The organism is Myroides phaeus (genome assembly GCF_900099675.1).
GTDB lineage: Bacteria > Bacteroidota > Bacteroidia > Flavobacteriales > Flavobacteriaceae > Flavobacterium > Flavobacterium phaeum.
This window is the reverse complement of record NZ_FNDQ01000002.1, coordinates 68,122-86,783: the sequence shown is the minus strand read 5'-3', so window position 1 is coordinate 86,783 and position 18,662 is coordinate 68,122. Positions and strand designations below refer to the sequence as shown.

Sequence of the window (18,662 nt, the reverse complement as noted above, 5' to 3'; positions counted from 1 at the left end):
ATTCTACTTGGTTTTGGTAGTTTTTGTTGTCGTTGCCTTTTTTGTCGTTGCTTTTTTCGTAGCTGTTGTTTTCTTAGCAACAGTCGTTTTTTTAGCAGCCGTTTTCTTAGCTGGTGTTTTAGCCTCAATCATTGCTTTTACTTCGTCTAACGTCAAAGCTGCAGCATCAACTTCCTTGCCTAATTCTATTTTTACTTTTCCTTTTAGAATCACCGAACGTCCCCAACGTGCTTTTTCAACGCGAATTCCTTCTTCTGCCCAATCATGTAAAACTTTTTCCTTCTCTTTTTTGATTTTATCCTCGATTAATTCGTTGATATCGTCATTTGAAAGATTGTCAAAATTATACTTCTTATTAACATTAATAAAAATACCATTCCACTTTAAGTAAGGACCAAAACGACCAACACCTTTTTGAACTGGCAATCCTTGGTAGCTTGCAATTGGAGCATCTGCTTGTTCTTTCTCTTTGATTAATTCAACTGCTCTTTCGTAAGTAACATCCAAAGGTTCTTCTCCTTTTGGCAATGAAATAAACACTTTACCAAAACGAACATACGGACCAAAACGCCCATTATTCACCTCGACTTCTTCTTCTTTATACTGCCCTAAAACTTTAGGCAACAAGAAAAGAGTTAATGCCTCTTCTAAAGTAATTGTACCTATATTCTGGTCAGGTGCTAAACTTGCAAACTGTTTTTCCTCATCTTCAGGATCTCCAATTTGTGCAACTGGTCCAAACTTAGCTAAACGAACTAATACTGTTTTACCACTCACAGGATGTATTCCTAAAATACGCTCTCCTGATTCGCGTTCTGCATTTTCTTCTACATCCTTTACAGTTGGGTGGAAATGGTCATAAAATTCTTTCATCATTTTAGCCCAATCTTCATTCCCAGCAGCAATCTCATCAAAGTCTTGCTCTACTTTTGCTGTAAAGTTATAATCTAAAATAGTTTTGAAATTCTTTACTAAAAAGTCGTTAACAATGATTCCAATATCAGTAGGAACTAACTTCCCTTTATCAGAACCTGTTTTTTCAACCAATTCTTTTTGCTTAATTTCTCCACCTCTTAATACCATCATTTTATAAGGACGCTCTTTTCCTTCTGTCTCTCCTTTTTCCACATAATTACGTGCCATAATCGTAGAAATAGTCGGCGCATAAGTAGATGGACGACCAATACCAAGCTCTTCTAACTTCTTAACCAAAGAAGCTTCTGTATAACGAGCAGCTGGCTTTGTAAAACGTTGTGTAGCAACCAAAGCATTTTGCTGTAAATACTCACCTACGCGTAATGCTGGTAAAATACCTTCTACTTCTTCATCCTCATCATCGTGTCCTTCTAAATATACTTTTAAGAATCCTTCAAAAAGCAATACCTCTCCTGAAGCAGCAAAGTAATCTTTAAATTTATTTGCTTCAATTTTCACGTTTGTACGTTCTAATTTCGCATCACTCATTTGAGAAGCTAAAGTACGCTTCCAAATCAAATCGTATAATCTCGCTTGATCTCTGTCTACTGGTGCTGCATGCAAAGCCATATTAGTAGGACGAATTGCTTCGTGGGCTTCTTGTGCTCCTTTACTTTTTGTAGTATAGGTACGAGGTTTTGAATACTCTGCTCCATATGATTTTGTAATCTCAGCAGCAGCAGCACTCATTGCATCTTTTGACAAGTTTACACTATCCGTTCTCATATAAGTGATTAATCCACTTTCATATAAGCGCTGTGCTAACATCATTGTTTGTCCTACTGAATAATGCAGTTTTCTTGCAGCCTCTTGTTGTAATGTAGATGTTGTAAAGGGAGCTGCTGGAGATTTTTTAGCTGGTTTAGTCTCTAAATCCCCTACTCTATATTCAGCTCCAATATTTAGAGCTAAAAAGTCGTGTGCTTCTTTTTCCGTTGCAAAGTTCTTAGGTAACTTTGCTTTTAACACCTTTCCTTCTGCTGTTTTAAACTCGGCAGAAATGTGGTAAGATGAATTTACTTTGAATTCATTAATATCTCGTTCGCGTTCTACTATCAATCTTACAGCTACAGACTGAACTCTACCTGCAGATAAACCTCCTTTTACTTTTTTCCATAAAACAGGAGATAATTCATACCCAACAAGTCTATCAAGTACGCGTCTTGCTTGTTGTGCATTTACTAAATTATAATCAATTTGTCTTGGATTATCAATTGCTTTTAAAATAGCAGTCTTGGTAATCTCATGAAAAACAATACGTTTTGTATTCTCATTCTTCAAATTTAGCTCCTCTGCTAAGTGCCATGCAATAGCTTCTCCCTCACGGTCCTCATCGGATGCTAACCAAACCATCTCTGCTTTCTTTGCAAGATCTTTTAGTTTTTTGACCACCGCCTTCTTATCACTTGAAACCTCATACTTTGGTTTAAAGTTATTATCTACATCTACTCCTATCTCTTTTGACGGTAAATCAGCTATGTGTCCATAACTTGACTCAACTTGGTAATCTTGTCCTAAAAATTTTTCAATGGTTTTTGCCTTTGCAGGTGACTCAACAATCACTAAATTCTTTGCCATACTTCATTATTTTGTAGAGCAAAAATATATGATTTTTTTGAATATATCTGCTCTCTCCTTTATTAATAGTCCTTTTAAGTAATATGCTCGCATACTAATTTCGGTATAACTTAATCATTTTGCTATAAATACCCCAACTTTACACTGAGATATAAACAAATTTAATATTTTTCCAAACAAACAAACAAACAAACTAAATCTTATAAATTTCAACTATATCCTAAAAAGTTCTAAATTTCAATCTTTATCTGTCTTTTTCAATCTTAAATTACACAAGCATCCTTAAAACTGTATTTATTTACCCCCTTTATATAAAGGTACAATATTCTTGTATATTAACATAGTTCTCTTTTGTTCTAAATATCATCCTTAATTTTACTTTCTGTATTATATATCCATTAATACTTTGCCTTAAAATACAATCTCTTAAAACGTAGTTTTCAATCATTCAAAACTTCTTTTAGTCTTCCCAAGAAGAGAGAATTCCTTTACCACAGATAACCATTTAGAACAGTTTTATTCAGACCTCGTTTCACTCAAATTCGACTCTACGTCGACTCTTCTTCGGAAAAAGCCCCTGTTTTTCGAAGGAATCTGGTACTTGTCTCGAAGTTCTCTCGAACATGGTACAATAGAAACTCCTATAATTCACGTTGTAAACACTTCTATAACGAAAACATTACTTACGAAAAAAAACTCAAAACCTCGTAGAATAGTTATACTTGATGAAGTCTCGCATCAAAAACATCATATTTATATGTCAACTATCACTCCTTTAAAATAGTGTCAAATATATAGCTGTCATCTTGTCAGTTATCTAAAAAAAAGTATCTTTGCCCCATATAAGTAAAACACCCTTAGAGCAATCTTATGGAAAAGGTAATTGACGAAAATAAACAAGGTACAAGCCTACAATTAGAGAAAAAGGAGAACAACGGTAAGAAGCTATTCATTGAAAGCTACGGTTGTCAAATGAACTTTTCAGATAGTGAAATTGTAGCTTCAATCCTTTCTGAAGAAGGATATAATACAACAGATAATTTAGAAGAAGCAGATTTAGTGTTAGTAAACACTTGCTCAATTAGAGATAAGGCAGAACAAACCGTTCGTAAACGTCTTGATCAATACAACCGAATTAAAAAGAAAAACCCAGGAATGAAAGTTGGGGTTCTTGGTTGTATGGCTGAACGTTTAAAAAGTAAATTTTTAGAAGAGGAAAAAATTGTAGATATGGTTGTTGGACCTGATGCTTACAAAGACATTCCAAACTTACTAAAAGATGTAGAAGAAGGCAGAGATGCTATTAACGTTATTCTTTCTAAAGAAGAAACGTATGGTGATATTTCTCCTGTTCGTTTACAGAGTAATGGTGTTACCGCTTTTGTATCAATTACAAGAGGGTGTGACAATATGTGTACATTCTGTGTTGTTCCTTTTACAAGAGGTAGAGAAAGAAGCCGTGACCCTCAAAGTATCTTAACTGAAATTAAAGACTTACAAGAAAGAGGTTTTAAGGAAATTACTCTTTTAGGTCAAAACGTTGATAGTTATTTATGGTACGGTGGTGGTCTTAAAAAAGACTTTGACAAAGCTACTGAAATGCAAAAGGCAACAGCAATGGACTTTGCTCAATTATTAGAGCAGTGTGCTATTTCTTTCCCTAAGATGCGTTTTAGATTTTCAACGTCTAATCCACAAGATATGCACGAAGAGGTTCTTCACGTAATTGCTAAATACCACAATGTTTGTAAATACATTCACTTACCTGTGCAATCAGGAAGTACTCGTATTTTAAAAGAAATGAACCGTCAACATACAAGAGAAGAATATATTGCCTTGGTAGATAAGATTTATGAAATTATCCCAGGTATTTCTCTTTCTCAAGATATGATTACAGGTTTCCCTACTGAGACAGAAGAGGATCATAAAGATACTTTGTCATTAATGGAACACGTAAGATATGACTTCGGTTTTATGTTTGCTTATTCTGAAAGACCAGGTACACTTGCAGCAAGAAAATTAGAAGATGATGTGCCTGAAGAGATTAAAAAACGTCGCCTTTCAGAGATTATAGCTGTTCAAAATAAAATCAGTTTGGAAAGAACACAACGTTTTGTTGGTCAAACGGTAGAGGTATTGATTGAAAAAACATCTAAGCGTTCTGAACAAGAATGGTCTGGAAGAAACTCTCAAAACACTACTACTGTTTTCCCTAAAGAAAACTATAAAGTAGGAGATTTTGTAATGGTGGAAATTACTGATTGTACTTCTGCTACATTAATTGGAAAAGCTGTAGGATATTCTCCTATGCAAGAATAGTTTATTATAATTATCACGTCAAACGATGGAAAACCTTCAAGTTATAAAACAACGCTTCGAAATTATCGGAAACGATATTAAGCTAAACCGTGCGTTAGAAAAAGCTATTCAAGTAGCTCCTACTGATATTTCGGTTTTAGTAACAGGAGAAAGCGGAGTTGGTAAAGAGAGTATCCCTAAAATCATACATTCATTATCGCACAGAAAACACGGTAAATATATTGCTGTAAACTGTGGAGCTATTCCAGAAGGTACAATTGACAGTGAATTATTCGGACATGAAAAAGGTGCTTTTACGGGAGCTATTGGCTCTCGTGAAGGTTACTTTGAAGAAGCTGATGGAGGAACTATTTTCTTAGATGAAGTTGGAGAGTTACCTCTAACAACACAGGTACGATTATTACGTGTGCTTGAAAATGGTGAATTTATTAAAGTTGGTTCTTCTAAAGTTCAAAAATCTGACATCCGTATTATCGCTGCTACGAATGTTAACATGATGGAAGCTATTGACAAGGGAAAATTTAGAGAAGATTTGTATTACCGTTTAAGTACGGTAGAAATAAACCTTCCTCCTCTTCGTGAAAGAGGTGAAGATATTCATTTAATCTTTAGAAAATTTGCTTCTGATTTCTCACATAAATATAAAATGCCTCCTATCAAACTTGAACCGGAAGCTGCTAATTATTTAATGAGATACCGCTGGGACGGAAATATTCGTCAATTGCGAAATGTAGCTGAACAAATATCTGTATTGGAGACAAATAGAGTTATTACATTACCTGTTCTTCAAACTTATTTACCAAATCACGACAGACAATTGCCGTCTTTGGTGAATACTAAAAAAGCAGATTCTGATTTTAGTAGTGAAAGAGAAATTTTATATAAGGTCCTTTTTGATATGAAAGGAGATCTTACGGATCTTAAAAAACTAACTTTAGAGTTATTACAAAACGACAAAGGACAAGTTCAAGAATCTAATAAGAATTTAATTCAACGTATCTACGGACAAAAAAGTAATGAGATTCAAGATATACAATCGACTCCTACGAGCAGTTTTAATATCTTACCAATGGAAAATCATCAAACTCAAAACAACTCATTTCACGAGCATGTTGATGATGATGAAGACGACAACAATTACCTTTTAGCGGAGACAGTAGAGGACATTCCTTTAAATTTAGTTGACCAAGAATTAGAGTTAATTAAAAAAGCATTGGAAAGAAATAAAGGTAAAAGAAAAGCTGCAGCAGAAGAACTTGGAATCTCTGAAAGAACATTATATAGAAAAATCAAGCAATACAACCTATAATTATGAAAATCAAATACTTATTTTCTATTTTACTATGCTCAATAGTACTTCATAGTTGTAAATATTATAACTTTACTGGTACTGGTAAGATAGATGCTAATACGTTTCAGGTTAATACGTTTCAGAATAATGCAAGTTTAGTAGAACCAGGAATTGACAGAACATTTACAATGGCGTTGCAAGATTTAATTCAAAATCAAACAAGCTTGAGCTTAACTAATAATGATGGTGATCTAATCTATGAAGGAGAAATTGTAGATTACAGAATTAGCCCAATGACTGCAACGGCGGATCAAAGAGCTGCACAAAACCGTTTGTATATTGCAATCAATGTCCGTTTCTTTAACAAGAATAAACCGGAAGATGACTTTGAAAAAAGATTTTCTTTCTACTATGACTATGATGCTAACGTTCAATTAATGGGCGCAAGTTTAAGCACTGCTCTTGATGCTATTTATGAAAGAATAACACAAGACGTATTCAATGAATCTTTAGCTAAGTGGTAATTAAAAATTTTAGAACTCTTGAATTTAGATAACTTAGATATATTGTTACACAAGCCTGAAAGCATTGCTGCTAATGATGCCAGTGAACTAAAGGATATACTTCACGACTACCCATATTTTCAGTCAATAAGAAGTTTATATCTTAAAAGTCTCTTTTTGCAAAAAAGCAGTCATTATAATCAAGAGCTTAAAAAAACAGCTGCATATACCTTAGACCGGGATATACTTTTTGAGTTTATCATTTCACCAGATTTTGTCAGTTATAAACCAATTGAACTACCAAGTGATATAGCCGATATACCACAAGAAGAAACAGAAGATAAAAGTATTGAAGAGGAAGTATTGCTAAATACCCCTAAAGAAACTTCTACAGCTATTAAAAGCTTACTTCAATCAATAACACTTCTTGAAAACGAAAAGGAGGAAGAACAAGAGAGTGTGCAAGTAGAAAAACAACAGTTGGTAGAGGAAAATATTATAGACGAGGCAACTTGTATAGAAGCACCAGAGCATTTAGAAGTGATAGAAATACAAGAAAACATTGATGAAAAAGATAATCATCAAAAATTAGAGGAAAAATTAGAAATAGGTAAACCTCTTACCTTCTCTGAAAATGAGAAATTCTCATTCCAAGAATGGCTGCAATTGGCAAAAGCAAAGCCTATTGAAAGAGAAAAAGAGGATATTTTAACAGATACTGAGGTTATAATCGACACCGATAAACAAAAAAAATTAGATTTAATAGATAAATTTATCGAAACAAATCCTAAAATTTTGCCAACAAAAAAAACAACCTCAGCACCTGTAAACATTGAGAATTCAGTACAAGAGAACAATAGTTTGATGACTGAGACATTAGCAAAGATTTACTTAGAGCAAAAAAAATATCAAAAAGCAATACAAGCTTATGAGATATTAATTTTGAAATATCCAGAAAAAAGTAGTTTCTTTGCAGACCAAATATTAGATATAAAAGCGTTACAACAACATAATAGTTAATCACCATGAACACATTTACAATATTTTTAGTATTAATCGCCATTGTATGTTTTTTACTTATCGTAGTAATTATGGTACAGAATCCTAAAGGAGGAGGTTTAGATTCATCTTTCGGAGGATCTACAGTAGTTGGTGGTGTTAAAAATACAAACGATTTCTTAGATAAAAGTACTTGGACTTTAGGTGCAGTATTAATTATCTTAATTTTATTATCTACTACAAGTTTTAGTGGAGGTGCTACAGGAGATTCTAAATTATTAGATCCAAATGCAGTTACTGCACCATTAGCACCAATCTCTCAAGAGACTCAAACACCGGCTGAACAACCTGTGACACCTACTCAAGAGACTGAAACTCAAGAATAATAATTGCATATTATTTATATATTAAAAATGCCAGCTGTCAAGCTGGCATTTTTTTTTGATAAGACTGTCACTTTTTTGCTTTGGCATACTTTATGACTACTCGTTATCTGTATTAATTAAAAATAATTAAATTCAATTTATAAACTATAAGACTATGGCATTAAACATTAAACCACTTGCAGACAGAGTTCTTATTGAACCTCTACCAGCAGAGACTAAAACTGCTTCAGGTATATTCATTCCAGACACAGCAAAAGAAAAACCTCAAAGAGGTATCGTAGTTGCAGCAGGAAACGGAACTAAAGATCACGAGATGACTGTAAAAGTAGGCGATACTGTTCTTTATGGGAAATATGCTGGAACGGAATTAAAGTTTGAAGGTAAAGATTACCTTATCATGCGTGAAGACGACATTCTTGCAATTGTTTAAAAAATTGAATCATTAATAACTAAATCAGAAATTTTAAAATGGCAAAAGATATTAAATTCGACATCGCTGCACGTGAAGGTTTGAAACGTGGAGTTGACGCTTTAGCAAATGCAGTTAAAGTAACATTAGGTCCTAAAGGAAGAAACGTAATTATTGGAAAATCATTTGGTGCTCCAACCGTTACTAAAGATGGTGTTTCTGTAGCTAAAGAGGTTGAGTTAGAAGATACTTTAGAAAACATGGGGGCGCAAATGGTGAAAGAAGTGGCGTCTAAAACAAATGACTTGGCTGGTGATGGTACAACTACTGCTACTGTTTTAGCTCAAGCTATCGTTAAAGAAGGTCTTAAAAACGTTGCTGCTGGTGCTAATCCAATGGATTTAAAACGTGGTATCGATAAAGCTGTTGAGATTATCGTTGAAGAGTTAAAAAAACAAGCACAAGAAGTTGGTGGGTCTATGGACAAAATCAAACAAGTTGCTTCTATCTCTGCTAATAATGATGATTTTATCGGTGAATTAATTGCTCAAGCTTTTGAAAAAGTAGGAAAAGAAGGTGTTATCACTGTTGAAGAAGCTAAAGGAACTGAAACATTTGTTGACGTTGTTGAAGGTATGCAGTTTGACAGAGGTTACTTATCTCCTTACTTTGTAACTAATTCTGAAAAAATGGAGGTAGAATTAGATTCTCCTTACATCTTATTATATGACAAAAAAGTTTCTTCTTTAAAAGAACTTTTACCTGTATTAGAACCTGTTGCTCAATCTGGTAAACCTTTATTAATTATCGCTGAAGATGTTGATGGTGAAGCATTATCTACTTTAGTAGTTAATAAATTAAGAGGCGCTTTAAAAATTGCTGCTGTTAAAGCTCCTGGTTTTGGAGATAGAAGAAAAGCAATGTTAGAAGATATCGCGATCTTAACTGGTGGTGTGGTTATCTCTGAAGAGCAAGGATATACTTTAGAAAACACTACTTTAGAGATGCTTGGTACTTGTAAACGTGTAAGCATTGATAAAGACAACACGACTATTGTTAGTGGAAGTGGTGAGGCTGATATGATCAAAAACAGAGTAAACCAGATTAAAGCGCAAATGGAAGCTACTACTTCTGACTATGACAGAGAGAAGTTACAAGAGCGTTTAGCTAAATTAGCTGGTGGTGTTGCTGTTCTTTATGTTGGTGCTGCTTCTGAAGTAGAAATGAAAGAGAAAAAAGATAGAGTTGATGATGCATTACACGCAACAAGAGCTGCTGTTGAAGAAGGTATCGTTGCTGGTGGTGGTGTTGCTTTATTAAGAGCTAAAGAAGCTTTAGTTGATATTAAAGCTGAAAACGCTGACGAAGAAACGGGTATTCAAATCGTAGCAAAAGCAATTGAGGCTCCTTTAAGAACTATTGTTGAAAACGCTGGATCAGAAGGTTCTGTTGTTGTTGCTAAAGTTTTAGAAGGGAAAGGAAACTTCGGATACAATGCTAAAACAAATGAATACGTTGATATGCTACAAGCTGGGGTTATTGATCCTAAAAAAGTAACAAGAGTTGCATTAGAAAATGCCGCTTCTGTTTCTGGAATGATCTTAATCACTGAGTGTGCATTAGTTGAAATAAAAGACGAAAGTGCTGCTGCTATGCCAATGGGCGGAGGTATGCCTGGAATGATGTAATAAACATCTCGTCTGAAAAACAAAGGGGGTTGTCTTATTAGACAGCCCCTTGTTTTTTTATCTGTATAAAAAACTTTATACAAAAAGAAAGGCTGCTCTATCGTTATAGAACAGCCTTTATTATATTTATAAAAGGAATACTACTTAGTAATCTCTTTTAACTCTGCTATTGTTGCTGTAGGATTCTCAGACTTAAATACAAAACTTCCTGCTACTAATGCATCTGCTCCAGCATCTACTAAAGCTTTTGCATTTTTACTTGTTACTCCTCCGTCAATTTCAATGATTGTAGAAGCTCCTTTTGCCTCAATCATTGCTTTTACCTTGCGTACCTTATCATAAGTGTTTTCAATAAAACTTTGTCCTCCAAAACCAGGATTAACACTCATGATCAACACTAAATCTAAATCTTGTATTATGTCTTCTAATACATTTACATTCGTATGTGGATTTAATGCCACTCCTGCCTTCATTCCTTCAGCTTTTATAGCTTGAATTGTTCTGTGTAAATGTGTACACGCTTCATAGTGCACTGTCAAAATATCAGTTCCTAAATCTTTAAATGTTTTGATATAACGATCAGGATCAACAATCATTAAGTGTACGTCTAATATTTTTTTAGCGTGTTTATTAATAGCATCTAAAACAGGCATCCCATAAGAAATATTAGGAACAAATACCCCATCCATAATATCAATATGAAACCAATCTGCCTCACTATTATTAATCATCTCAACGTCGCGTTGTAAATTTCCAAAATCAGCCGCTAATACAGACGGCGCAATAATTGTGTTTTTCATTATATTGTGTTGTTTGTACAAAGATAAAAAAAAACCTAACAGCACACGCCATTAGGTTTTCTTATGTTGTTTTCAATTACTCAACGGCAACAACTGTTGCTTCAAATAATTCAGAAAAATATTTAATAATCTTATTTCTTATTTCATCTTCATCTACGTAATCAACTCCAAGCTCAACATTCAAAGAAGTAACTCCTTTTCCTTTGATTCCACAAGGAATGATATTGTCAAAATAACCAAGATCCGAATTTACATTTAAAGCAAACCCGTGCATTGTTACCCAACGTGATGCTCTAACTCCCATTGCACATATTTTACGTGGAAATGGTGTTCCTACTCCAAGCCATACTCCTGTTTCTCCTTCACTCCTACCTGCTTCAATTCCGTAATCCTTTAAAACTAAAATAATAGTCTCCTCTAATAAACGAAGGTATTTATGAATATCTGTAAAGAAGTTTTCTAAATCAAGAATTGGATATCCAACTATCTGACCTGGTCCGTGGTAAGTAATATCACCTCCTCTATTAATTTTGTAAAAAGTAGCTCCTTTTGCTTTTAATTGCTCATCATTTAAAAGCATATTGTGAACATCTCCACTCTTTCCAAGCGTATAAACGTGAGGGTGCTCTACAAAAATAAAGTAGTTCTCAGTAGGTTCTGTAGTTTCTTCTCTTCTATTCTTAACTTTTGTAGCTAATATAGATTGAAAAATCTCTTCTTGATAATCCCAAGTATCTTTATAATCCTTTTCGCCTAAATCAATAAGCTTAACTGTTTTGTTCATTTCACTAAATTCTTAGTTATTATATTTTGGATTGTTTAATATTACTAAAGCTCCGATTACACCAGGAACCCACCCCATCAGGGTTAATAGTAAAACAATCAATATAGACCCACATCCTTTATCAAATACAGCCAAAGGTGGTAAAAAAATCGATAATAGTACGCGCCAAAAACTCATTTCTAATTGATTAAAAGTTATACAAATTTCGTGATTTTTTATCACATAAAGCCATCTCCTCCTAAATTTGATTGCTTGTTTCTTTAAAACAAGCATTTAAAAGTAAAATAATGCGTTTTAAGACTCGTAGTAATTGTCGCATTTTCAAAGATTGGCTATATTTGCCTTTTAAAATTAATTCACAATTATTATGCAACTTTCAGAACAAGAAATCATAAGAAGAGAAAAGCTGAGTAAATTACAAGAGCTTGGTGTTAATCCCTATCCTGCAAACCTATTCCCTGTGGATCATACGTCTAAGCAGATAAAGAACGATTTTGAAGAAGGTAAGAAGGTAGTTGTGGCTGGAAGACTTATGTCTTCAAGAATTCAAGGAAAGGCTTCTTTTGCTACTATTCAAGATAGTGAAGGAAAAATCCAATTGTACATTAACAGAGATGAACTTTGTCCTGGGGAAGATAAAACTTTATATAATGAGATTTATAAAAAGTTAATTGACTTAGGTGATATTATAGGAATTGAAGGAGAGTTATTCACTACTCAAGTAGGTGAAAAAACAGTACGTGTTAAGAACTTATCTTTATTAAGCAAATCTTTACGCCCTCTTCCTCTTCCAAAAACAGATGCTGAAGGAAATACTTTCGATGCTTTTACTGATCCAGAATTGCGTTATAGAATGCGTTATGTTGATTTAGTGGTTAATCCATTAAACAAAGATATTTTCGTAAAACGTACTAAGTTATTTAGTGCAATGCGTAATTTCTTTAATGATGCAGGTTATATGGAAGTAGAAACTCCTGTATTACAGTCTATCCCTGGTGGAGCAGCTGCTCGTCCATTTATTACACACCACAATGCTTTAGATATTCCTCTATACTTGAGAATTGCTAATGAATTGTACTTAAAACGTTTAATCGTTGGTGGTTTTGACGGAGTTTATGAATTCTCTAAAAACTTCCGTAATGAAGGTATGGACAGAACGCACAACCCAGAGTTTACTGCAATGGAAATTTACGTTGCTTATAAAGACTATAACTGGATGATGGACTTCACTGAACGTTTATTAGAACATTGTGCTATTGCTGTTAATGGTACAACAGAAGCTACTTTCGGAGAACATGCCATCAACTTTAAAGCTCCTTACAAACGTATCACAATGGCAGACTCTATTAAAGAGTTTACAGGTTTTGATATTACTGGTAAATCAGAAGATGAAATTCGTCAAGCTGCTTTAGGAATGGGTATTCCTGTTGATGAAACTATGGGGAAAGGTAAACTTATTGATGAAATCTTCGGTGAGAAATGTGAGGGTAACTACATTCAACCTACTTTCATTACTGACTATCCGAAAGAGATGTCTCCTTTAACTAAAGCTCATAGAGATAATCCTGAACTTACAGAGCGTTTTGAATTAATGGTTTGTGGGAAAGAGATTGCTAATGCTTACTCTGAGTTAAATGATCCTATCGATCAAAGAGAGCGTTTTGAAGCACAAATGGACTTAGCTGATCGTGGAGATGATGAAGCTATGTTTATTGACCAAGACTTCTTACGTGCATTAGAATATGGTATGCCTCCTACATCTGGTTTAGGTATTGGTATGGACAGATTAATTATGTTCTTAACTAATAATGCATCTATCCAAGAAGTTCTTTTCTTCCCTCAAATGAGACCAGAGAAAACTGCTCCTACTGTAGAGTTAACGGATGAAGAAAAAATCATTGTTCAAATTCTTGAGAATAATGAAAACAAAGTAGAAATTGCTTCTCTTAAAGAGCAAGCTGCTTTAAGTGGTAAGAAATGGGATAAGGCTATGAAAGGTCTTGCTGCTCATAACTTAACAAAAGTAGTTACGGAAGATGACAAAAAATTCGTAGTGTACCAACACTAATCAAATACAAATAAAGGGGCTTTAAAGCCCCTTTGTTATTTTTAATACTCTTATAATTTCAAATTATTGATAAACTCATAGTCTGTCAATGTATGTAAAAATGCTATAATTGCTTTTTGTTCTTCTTTAGATAATACTACCCCCACTTTCCCATCGTTTCTTTTTAATAATGGATCTAAAGTTTCACTATCTTCTACTCCATTCACATAGAAGTTAAGCACCTCTTCAAGTGTTTTAAATCGTCCATCATGCATATAAGGAGCTGTAAGCACAACATTGCGAAGTGCACTTACTTTAAACTTTCTTATATCTTCTGGTTCTCCTGACACATCAATTCTTCCTTGATCTTGCAATATAGGATCCCACGGCAGTCCATTGTTTCTAAAACTACTATCTGAGAATAAATCGGTACTATGACAAGAAGCACAATTCTCTCTAAATAATGACAATCCCTTTTCTTCTAATGCTGTTAAACTACCTCCTACTTCTTTTCTAACGTACTTATCGTACTTAGAATTACTTGATACTAACAACGTCATATACTGTGCTAATGCTTTCATCATACTTGTAGAAGTCATTTTAGTGTCATTATATGCCTTAGCAAACATTGCAATGTATTCAGAATCTAAACGCAATTTCTGTAAGATAGTCGGTAATGTTTCACGCATTTCAACCTCATTGTGAATAGGAACAATTGGAACCATTTCTAAATTATTCGATGCGCCATCGTAAAAGTATTCTTCAAAAAAAGCCATATTCTGAATAGCTGGAGCATTTCTTTTTCCTACCAATCCATCTATTCCAATACTTAATGCTTTACCAGCATCTGAAAACGCAAGTTCTCTAATATGGCAAGAAGCACATGATATTGTATTATCTTCTGACAACCGTTCATCGTAAAATAACTTCTTACCTAATTCAAATCTTGAATGTCGCAATTCATTGTTTTTAAAAGTATATTTTAACGCTGGAAAATTACTTGGCTTTTCCCAATGTAAAACATCATTATCTACTTCTGGAAGTTCTTCATAATTATCTGATGAACAACCAATCAACAAAAAAACTCCTACTAAACTAAAAATAAACTTTTTCATAGAAATAAGTGAAGGGAAGACTGACTAATCTTCCCTTCTTGATAAAATCAAATAATAAACTATTCAGTAATTTTCACTTCTTTCAAACTGAACATATTCACTGCATTCTCCATAATCTTTGGAGCGCGATCTTTGTCCACCATGATATATTGTCTCTCCACTAAAGAAATTTTGTTCTTGTCATCTAATAACTTAGATACCTCTACGTCTAACTCAACCGTTGCAGCATACTTATCACTTACTTTAACAACGTCCTTTGTTGTCAAAACAACTTCTCTATAATTATCTAACTTACTTCCGTGGCTACCAATGTGTAATTGAAAATCATCTGCTTCAGATCCAGCACTTGTAAAGAAACCTTGACAGTTAATAAATTTATACCCAGTAAGCCATCCCCAAGTAAGGTTGTGTTCTCTACATAAATCCCAGAACTCTTGTTGATCTTCTACACCTCTAAGATATTTTTCTTGGTCAACTCCCAATCCAAACTTAATACCTGTATAACGTCCTGCAGGAACATCTTTAAGAACTACTTTAAAATCATTAGATTCTGAATCTACAAAGAAGTAGCCCTCATTTTTAGGATATGTAAACACTTCTCCATTATCATCTGTCAGTTGAAAGTTACTAATGATGTATTTTAAAAATGTAATATTTAGCTCTTCTTTATTTCCATTTGATTTGTAAAAAGTATCGTACTTCAAATCCTCTCCAAACATTTTGTGATCAAAATTGAAAGTAACGGTATTCTTTCCTTCTAATACTTCAAGTTTTTTGTCTAATGCTTCTTCTGTTGCATCATCACTTGTACAAGAAGTTAAAGTAATTGAAGCGCATAAAAATAATGTGATATATGATAAAAATTTGTTCATTTTAATTGTATTTATAAGTTTAAAAAAGTCAATAGGTAATCTGTTCGATATACTCAAACTACCTTAAAAAGCTAATATTAAAACTTATACAATCGGAGGTTGTAATACAAATGAACTATATAAGTAGTTATATAAGTTTAAATAACTACTGTGTTCAAAATCTTTTTTAAATGAATAATCTACGAAGTCAAGCTCTGTTTTGTAAGTAAAAACAGGAATAAAATCCAAAAGTACCGTTGCCTTTTCTAAATGAACTGGGGCTTTTGTTTCTAATGTTTTATCAAGTTCCTTCGCTAAGTGACACTTCCCGTTACACTCTAATTGTGGTTTATCCACATTCTCACATAAAACGGTTGATATATAATCATAATTGACCATATATTCCACTACCGGCATTACCGGACGGAATATAAATACGAGTACTATGATGATATATAATTTTTTCACGTGCCAAAAATATTTAAGTATAAAATCTTATACTAAAGTTATCCCTCTTAAATCTATTGAAATTCACTAATAGTGAAACAAAAGGAATAAATAATGAAATTTTAAGTAAAACTCTTGCGATAGTTTTCTGGTGTTATCCCCTCTTGCTTCTTAAAAAAAGTTACAAAATAAGATGTACTATCAAAACACAACTCCCTTGCAATCTCATTAATATTAAAACTACTAAACTGTAATAATCGCTTTGCTTCTACTACAATACGTTGTCTTACTATCTGACCTGCAGTAACGCCCTTTTCCTGCTTACAAAGTTTATTTAGGTAATTTGGGGTTACACAAAGTTTCTCTGCGTAAAAAGCGGGTGTTTTCGCTTCTTTAAAGTGTTGTTCAACTAAATCTTGAAACATTAGTATACGATTATTAACTGCAGTCTTTATCTGCTTATAATTATCTACAACACATTCTTTGTTTATAGTTTGTAATTCACACAAAAGAATATTTAAGTAAGAACGTAAAACCTTCTCCCGATCTGGTCTTTCAGAAGCATGTTCAATATCCATCAAATCCAACAAAATAGATAACTTTCCTAAAACGCTTGGCTCTATTTGTTGTGAAGGCGAACTATCTGCTTGAAAGAAATCAAAAAAGCGAAGTACATTCTCATGGTACCTCAAAGAAAAAAATGACTCTTCAAAACAAATAAAACTTCCTTTACACTCTTTTAATATATTAAATTTTACAATGTCTCCTGGTTTTATAACAATTACTTTTGAAGAAATACCCGTTAACAAAAAGTCATTTACACTTAAACTATACTCTCCTTCTTTCAACACTAACAACATATAACTATTAGCCCTGAAGTACTCACATAAAATAGGGTGATCTACTAACAATGCATTTATGTTCTTCATATAAAAAGAAGACTGATCTTGAGTAAAATAATTTAAAGCACAAGACTTTACTATCTTACTTGACATAAGAAATTTTGGTTTAATATTATACAATAGTAGTCATCGCTAAAGTTTTAGCAATGAAATTAGTCCGATAAAATAATATTAAACGTAGAGGGGAGGACGAAGTACGCCATTAGAAAAAAGTCCAGCATATAGATTCTTATATCCATCTATAGCTAAACAATTTGAAGTAAAATCAACTTTAGAGTCTTGTTGAGTTTCATTTGTATCAAAAAACAATAAAGAAAAAGCTATTGAACACAGCTTCTTTGTGTCTTTTTCTTTTTGCTCTTCTGCTACCTTAGCCATTTCCTGCATTAAATAACATTTTCCGTTACACTGCATTTCAGGCTTATCTTTATTTATACACAAAACAGTAGCAATATAATCATAGTCCACTAAATAGTTCATTAAAGGAACTATTGGACGAAAGACAACTAATGTTATGATTATAAATAAAAACTGTTTCACATCACAAATATACATACCTAAAGAATAGAAACAAAGCATAAAAAAAAGCGTTACTTGTTAGTAACGCTTTTAATAATTTCTTATCCTAAATATGTTTTCAAGATTTTACTTCTTGATGTATGTTTTAATCTGCGAATTGCTTTCTCTTTAATTTGACGAACACGCTCTCTTGTTAAATCAAAAGTTTCTCCGATTTCTTCTAATGTCATTGGATGTTGATCTCCTAATCCAAAATATAAACGAACAACATCTGCCTCACGTGGAGTCAATGTATCTAATGCTCTTTCAATCTCTGTTCTCAAAGATTCGTGAATCAACTCTCTATCCGGATTTGGAGATTCACCTGAACGCAATACGTCATATAAGTTAGAATCTTCACCTTCAACTAATGGTGCATCCATTGACAAGTGACGTCCCGAGTTTTTCATACTCTCTTTAACGTCATTTACAGTCATATCTAATTCTACTGCAATTTCCTCTGCAGAAGGTGGACGTTCGTTAGATTGCTCTAATAAAGCGTACATCTTATTAATTTTATTAATAGAACCAATCTTGTTCAATGGAAGACGTACAATTCTTGATTGTTCAGCAAGAGCTGATAAAATTGATTGACGAATCCACCATACAGCATATGAAATGAACTTAAAACCTCTCGTTTCATCGAAACGTTGTGCAGCTTTGATTAATCCTAAGTTTCCTTCATTAATCAAATCAGGAAGTGTTAATCCTTGATTTTGATACTGTTTTGCAACAGATACAACGAAACGTAAATTCGCTTTCGTTAATTTTTCAAGAGCTCTTTGGTCACCAGCTTTAATTCGCTGTGCTAATTCTACTTCCTCATCAGCAGTAATCAAATCCACTTTACCAATTTCTTGCAAGTATTTATCAAGAGATGCCGTCTCACGATTTGTTACCTGCTTGGTAATTTTAAGTTGTCTCATATTATTTCTATCCTTATTTTCCGATTAATATCCTTGTGTCACATTTGTTATACGTACAAACATTACAAAAGGTTACAAAAGTTT

The 18,662-nt window shown here is 33.4% G+C and carries 18 protein-coding genes; 8 read left to right on the top strand and 10 right to left on the bottom strand.

The window, feature by feature from the left end:
• Nucleotides 1–3 precede the first annotated feature (3 nt).
• Nucleotides 4–2,553: a type I DNA topoisomerase gene (topA, locus tag BLT46_RS01390; RefSeq protein WP_090405064.1), complete on the bottom strand. Its 2,550-nt coding sequence runs from the start codon at nucleotides 2,551–2,553 to the stop codon at nucleotides 4–6.
• 870 nt (nucleotides 2,554–3,423) lie between these two features.
• Between topA and miaB the strand changes: the two genes are divergently transcribed.
• From miaB to groL, 7 genes are all read left to right on the top strand, one after another.
• Entirely contained in the window at nucleotides 3,424–4,872 is a 1,449-nt protein-coding gene (miaB, locus tag BLT46_RS01385; RefSeq protein ID WP_090405061.1) for a tRNA (N6-isopentenyl adenosine(37)-C2)-methylthiotransferase MiaB, read from the top strand.
• Nucleotides 4,873–4,897: 25 nt separating this feature from the next.
• Nucleotides 4,898–6,181: a sigma-54 interaction domain-containing protein gene (locus tag BLT46_RS01380; protein ID WP_090405059.1), complete on the top strand. Its 1,284-nt coding sequence runs from the start codon at nucleotides 4,898–4,900 to the stop codon at nucleotides 6,179–6,181.
• A 2-nt stretch (nucleotides 6,182–6,183) separates the two neighbouring features.
• Nucleotides 6,184–6,687: an LptE family protein gene (locus BLT46_RS01375; protein ID WP_090405056.1), complete on the top strand. Its 504-nt coding sequence runs from the start codon at nucleotides 6,184–6,186 to the stop codon at nucleotides 6,685–6,687.
• Nucleotides 6,688–6,705: 18 nt separating this feature from the next.
• A complete protein-coding gene (locus BLT46_RS01370) occupies nucleotides 6,706–7,686 on the top strand; it encodes a tetratricopeptide repeat protein (RefSeq protein WP_090405054.1) in 981 nt (326 codons plus the stop codon).
• A 5-nt stretch (nucleotides 7,687–7,691) separates the two neighbouring features.
• Nucleotides 7,692–8,051 carry a preprotein translocase subunit SecG gene (secG, locus tag BLT46_RS01365; RefSeq protein WP_245722918.1) on the top strand — a complete coding sequence of 120 codons (360 nt, stop codon included), beginning with the start codon at nucleotides 7,692–7,694 and terminating at the stop codon, nucleotides 8,049–8,051.
• A 154-nt stretch (nucleotides 8,052–8,205) separates the two neighbouring features.
• Entirely contained in the window at nucleotides 8,206–8,481 is a 276-nt protein-coding gene (locus BLT46_RS01360; RefSeq protein WP_090405051.1) for a co-chaperone GroES, read from the top strand.
• A 38-nt stretch (nucleotides 8,482–8,519) separates the two neighbouring features.
• Nucleotides 8,520–10,148: a chaperonin GroEL gene (groL, locus tag BLT46_RS01355; protein ID WP_090405049.1), complete on the top strand. Its 1,629-nt coding sequence runs from the start codon at nucleotides 8,520–8,522 to the stop codon at nucleotides 10,146–10,148.
• A gap of 140 nt (nucleotides 10,149–10,288) precedes the next feature.
• Here the strand turns inward: groL and rpe are convergent, their stop codons facing one another.
• The 3 genes from rpe to BLT46_RS01340 all read right to left on the bottom strand — a co-directional run bounded on the left by rpe (nucleotide 10,289) and on the right by BLT46_RS01340 (nucleotide 11,909).
• A complete protein-coding gene (gene rpe / locus BLT46_RS01350; protein WP_090405046.1) occupies nucleotides 10,289–10,948 on the bottom strand; it encodes a ribulose-phosphate 3-epimerase in 660 nt (219 codons plus the stop codon).
• A 76-nt stretch (nucleotides 10,949–11,024) separates the two neighbouring features.
• Nucleotides 11,025–11,732: a lipoyl(octanoyl) transferase LipB gene (gene lipB / locus BLT46_RS01345; RefSeq protein WP_090405043.1), complete on the bottom strand. Its 708-nt coding sequence runs from the start codon at nucleotides 11,730–11,732 to the stop codon at nucleotides 11,025–11,027.
• A gap of 12 nt (nucleotides 11,733–11,744) precedes the next feature.
• Nucleotides 11,745–11,909, bottom strand: a complete 165-nt coding sequence (locus BLT46_RS01340; protein ID WP_090405384.1) for a YqaE/Pmp3 family membrane protein — start codon at nucleotides 11,907–11,909, stop codon at nucleotides 11,745–11,747.
• Between the two features lie 190 nt (nucleotides 11,910–12,099).
• On the opposite strand from BLT46_RS01340, the gene lysS reads away from it, so the two are divergent.
• The gene (lysS, locus tag BLT46_RS01335) at nucleotides 12,100–13,800 is read left to right on the top strand and encodes a lysine--tRNA ligase (protein ID WP_090405040.1); all 1,701 of its coding nucleotides are present in this window, start codon (nucleotides 12,100–12,102) and stop codon (nucleotides 13,798–13,800) included.
• 50 nt (nucleotides 13,801–13,850) lie between these two features.
• On the opposite strand, the gene BLT46_RS01330 is transcribed toward lysS, so the two are convergent.
• From BLT46_RS01330 to BLT46_RS01305, 6 genes are all read right to left on the bottom strand, one after another.
• Nucleotides 13,851–14,894, bottom strand: coding sequence for a cytochrome-c peroxidase (locus BLT46_RS01330; RefSeq protein WP_245722917.1), 1,044 nt, complete (start codon nucleotides 14,892–14,894; stop codon nucleotides 13,851–13,853).
• A gap of 59 nt (nucleotides 14,895–14,953) precedes the next feature.
• On the bottom strand, nucleotides 14,954–15,766 hold the full coding sequence (locus tag BLT46_RS01325) for an MbnP family protein (RefSeq protein ID WP_090405034.1): 813 nt from the start codon (nucleotides 15,764–15,766) through the stop codon (nucleotides 14,954–14,956).
• An 84-nt stretch (nucleotides 15,767–15,850) separates the two neighbouring features.
• The gene (locus tag BLT46_RS01320; RefSeq protein WP_143021848.1) at nucleotides 15,851–16,213 is read right to left on the bottom strand and encodes a hypothetical protein; all 363 of its coding nucleotides are present in this window, start codon (nucleotides 16,211–16,213) and stop codon (nucleotides 15,851–15,853) included.
• Nucleotides 16,214–16,314: 101 nt separating this feature from the next.
• Nucleotides 16,315–17,187, bottom strand: coding sequence for a helix-turn-helix domain-containing protein (locus tag BLT46_RS01315; RefSeq protein ID WP_090405025.1), 873 nt, complete (start codon nucleotides 17,185–17,187; stop codon nucleotides 16,315–16,317).
• 78 nt (nucleotides 17,188–17,265) lie between these two features.
• Entirely contained in the window at nucleotides 17,266–17,574 is a 309-nt protein-coding gene (locus BLT46_RS01310) for a hypothetical protein (protein ID WP_090405381.1), read from the bottom strand.
• 140 nt (nucleotides 17,575–17,714) lie between these two features.
• Nucleotides 17,715–18,578, bottom strand: a complete 864-nt coding sequence (locus tag BLT46_RS01305) for a sigma-70 family RNA polymerase sigma factor (protein ID WP_090405022.1) — start codon at nucleotides 18,576–18,578, stop codon at nucleotides 17,715–17,717.
• Nucleotides 18,579–18,662: the final 84 nt, after the last annotated feature.